Here is a 3,507-nt window from a genome sequence, read left to right on the forward strand (position 1 = left end):
AGTTCAGTGCGCTCAAAAATTAGTTTTTCCTTGAAAATAATTTAAAAGTTCAGCTTGACTTATTACCACTAGACTTTCTTTAAAATCGTACTTGCTTAAAAGCTAAGGTTAGTCTATCATGAATGCAAGCGCTTTTATATCGGGCCTGCAAATCCTGCATAAAATCATTCATTTTCTGTTTTGGGAAAGGATTTCAACAAAAAGGAGAAGGAAAAATGAGAATTGCCATTGTAGAAGATAATGTGCTGCATCAAGAAACTTTGCTGCGTTATCTAAACGCGTACACTGCTGAAAAGAAGCTTGAGGTTTTGGTGGATTGTTACCGTGATGGAATTGAAATTGTGGATCAATTTAAATGCAACTATGACGTGATTTATCTCGATGTCGAAATGGATATCATGAACGGCATGGAAGCGGCTAAGCGAATTCGTGAGCATGATGAAGAAGTCTTGATCGTATTTGTCACAAACTATGTCCAGTGGGCCATTGAAGGCTATTCAGTTGGCGCAATTGATTTCTTACTCAAACCGCTCACCTATTTTCAGTTCGAGGAACACTTTAAAAAAATCCTGAATAAGCTGGCGGCAAAAGTCAAAAAAGCGATTCCCGTTAAAGTGGGAAGCGGCATTCGAAAGGTTTTGCTTGATGATATCTTATATATCGAAAGCGAAGGGCACTATTTACATTTCCACTTAAAAGCGGAACAGTTTTCTATTCTTGAATCGATGAAAAATATGGAAGCGCGCTTAAAAGAAGAGCATTTTTTCCGCTGTCATAATTACTATTTGGTCAATTTGAAATATGTCAAAAGTATCGAAAAAAATGGACTCACGATTGGTTCTGAAACGCTTCAAATCAGCCGTCCTCGCAAAAAAGCTTTTATGGAAGCACTCACGAACTATCTCGGTGATGGGACGCTTGCATGATGGTGGATCATTTACCTAACATTCCCCGCTTGTATACCGCCCTTTCCGAATGGCTCGCTTGCCTTATTTTTTTGCTTCCTTTTTTAAAGAAGCGAAACAAAGTGCGTGTGAACACTGAGCTGATGTTATTCGGTTTAGGACAGATTTTCTTGCAATATCTTGTGAGCGCTTGGTCTCTTGCTTTTTGGATTCCTGGAATGCTTTTAAATATTGCTTGGATGTTTGGCATGCTTTTTATCATGGGCAAGCTTTCGCTTCGGGAAAGCTTCTATTTGACGGCAAAAGCCTTCATTGTGGCTGAGTTTACTGCCGCGCTTTCTTGGCAACTTTATTATTTACTTTTTTGGAAACCGGGACAATCTTTTTCGGTTTTATCCATTTTGTTCGTTTTGATCGTCTATGCGATTTTATTTGGCGTTTTTTATTTGCTAGAACAAAAACTTGGTCGCGGGAAGCCGCTTGAGCTTCGCAGGAAAGATGCTGTAATCAGCATGCTGACCGCTACAATCGTGTTTATTACAAGCAACATTGGCTTCGGGCTTGCAACGACTAGTCACCCGTTCGGCGATAGTTTTTCTTTGTTTTTTATTCGGACGCTTGTTAATTTAACTGGAATTTGTATTCTTTATATTCAAGAAACGCAACGTTATGAATACTTTTTGAAAAAGGAACTGGTCGCTGTTAATCACCTTTTTGAGCAGCAATATGATCAGTATGTCCGCTACAAAGAAAGCAGCTCAGCGATTCAGCAAAAGACGCATGATTTGAAGCATCAAATTAATGCACTTCGGTTTGAGTCTGACCAAACGGCGCGGAAGAAATATTTAGATGAGATGAGCGAGACCATCGCTAAATTTGAAGCGAGTATTTCTACTGGAAATGCCATTCTGGATACGATTTTGACGCAAAAAAATGCTTATTGTTTGAGTCATGGCATTACGTTTAGTTGTCTCGTAGATGGTAAACTATTGGCGTTTATGGGCACGATGGATATTTGTAGTTTGTTTGGAAATGCCCTCGACAATGCGATTGAAGCTGTGATGCAACAACTGGAACAAGAAAAGCGGCTCGTGAAGTTAAATGTGATGCAATCGGAGCAGTTTTTGGTGGTTCGAGTCGATAATTATTCGACTTCGGAACTCACGTTTCATGAAGGCATGCCAAAAACGACCAAGGTGAATCAAGACGCCCACGGTTATGGCTTGAAAAGTATCGCTTATATCGCAAATAAATATCACGGTGTCATGACGATTGACCACAAAGAAAATTGGTTTACGCTTAAAATTTTAATGCCACTTCCAAAAAAATGAGGTGCTCGATTGCGAGCACCTCATTTTTTATTGTTTGAGCTTAGCTTCTTTTTTTCGCTGTATTTTCTTACTGTCCGTCAAGCGATACATCATGTAACCAATAAAGCCAAGCAAGATCAAATCACCAAGCATGTACAAAATAATCCACATTGGCACATGTTTTTCAGCAACATCATAAGCGTGGCTATTTACAACGGTATATAAAATATTGTGGCTCGCTTTCCGCATGTTTTGTTGACCCCAATCTGTTTCGAGGGTTTCTTTTTTCAACTTCGTGGGCAAAATATACAGAACAAGGTCATTTCCTGCTGCTAACGCTTCATCAATATTCATGTATTGCGGTTTATAATAATCCGTGATGACACTTCCGCGGAAGCCCCATTCATCGCGAAGAACATTTTGCAATAGGTTTTTAGAAACTCCGACCCATTTCGTTCCGAGACGATTGTAAGAAGACATGATGCCCGTAATATGACCTTGTTTCACGGCAATTTCAAACGGCTTCAAATAAACCTCTCGCATGGATTGTTCGGTTGACCAAGTCGCGGCTCCGGTTGGAAATTCATAGCGTTTTGTTTCTTCATCATACATCGCAAAGTGTTTCATGAACGTATAGCTTCCTTTTTTCTGTGCCCCCACGGCAATTTGTTTACCGATGATACCTGAAAGCAGCGGATCTTCTGAGTAATATTCAAAGTTTCTGCCGCCAAATGGAGAGCGGTGGATGTTGACACCTGGAAGATAAAGTCCTGTGATATTGGATGCTTTTGCCTCGACCGCAAGTGACTTCCCGACTTGTTCTGCTAATTGTTTATTCCACGTGGAAGCCATCACAACTTCACTCGCATACTGGTTCCCTTGCGCCCCACTCACGAGTTGATTAATGCCTGCAGGTCCGTCACTTTCAATCGTAGCGGGTTTTTTAATCGAATTGACAGCAATCGTCTGGAATCCGCCAAAGGAAATCAATTTTTTCATATCTTTCACAGAAAGTTGTTCAAGTAATTGCTCCCACTTCGGATCTTCATACGACAAGCCTTTCATGTCATAGAGCGACAACCCGTGATCCTTAAATTTAATCGGCTTGGCTTTTTTATCAGGTTTCACTGCAAAACTTTTCAGCTCGCGTAGCATTTTTTCGGAAGCCATTCTGGGTTTGGCCATTTCTTTCGGCAACGTTTTATCCCAGTTGGCCTGCATGTATCCTAATAAAGTAGACACCTTTTTTGATATACTAGTAAATAAATAGACACAAATGTCGAAAGGACTTT

Annotated in this window: 3 protein-coding genes; 2 read left to right on the forward strand and 1 reads right to left on the reverse strand. The window is 40.3% G+C overall.

All coding sequences use genetic code 11. The features are described 5' to 3' along the window. Positions 1-215: 215 nt before the first annotated feature. Positions 216-926 (forward strand): LytR/AlgR family response regulator transcription factor, encoded by a 711-nt coding sequence (locus HCK02_RS13470; RefSeq protein ID WP_167630615.1) that lies wholly within the window; start codon positions 216-218, stop codon positions 924-926. A gap of 101 nt (positions 927-1,027) precedes the next feature. Continuing rightward, complete coding sequence (locus HCK02_RS13475; protein WP_208970485.1) at positions 1,028-2,236, forward strand: ATP-binding protein; 1,209 nt, start codon at positions 1,028-1,030, stop codon at positions 2,234-2,236. Positions 2,237-2,263: 27 nt separating this feature from the next. Here HCK02_RS13475 and HCK02_RS13480 read toward each other — a convergent pair. Next, positions 2,264-3,507: glycoside hydrolase family 3 protein (locus HCK02_RS13480; RefSeq protein ID WP_167630617.1), on the reverse strand; the 1,244-nt coding region annotated here is incomplete at its 5' end.

Origin of the sequence: Listeria valentina, assembly GCF_011800755.1 — a bacterium.
Classification (GTDB): Bacteria; Bacillota; Bacilli; order Lactobacillales; family Listeriaceae; genus Listeria; species Listeria valentina.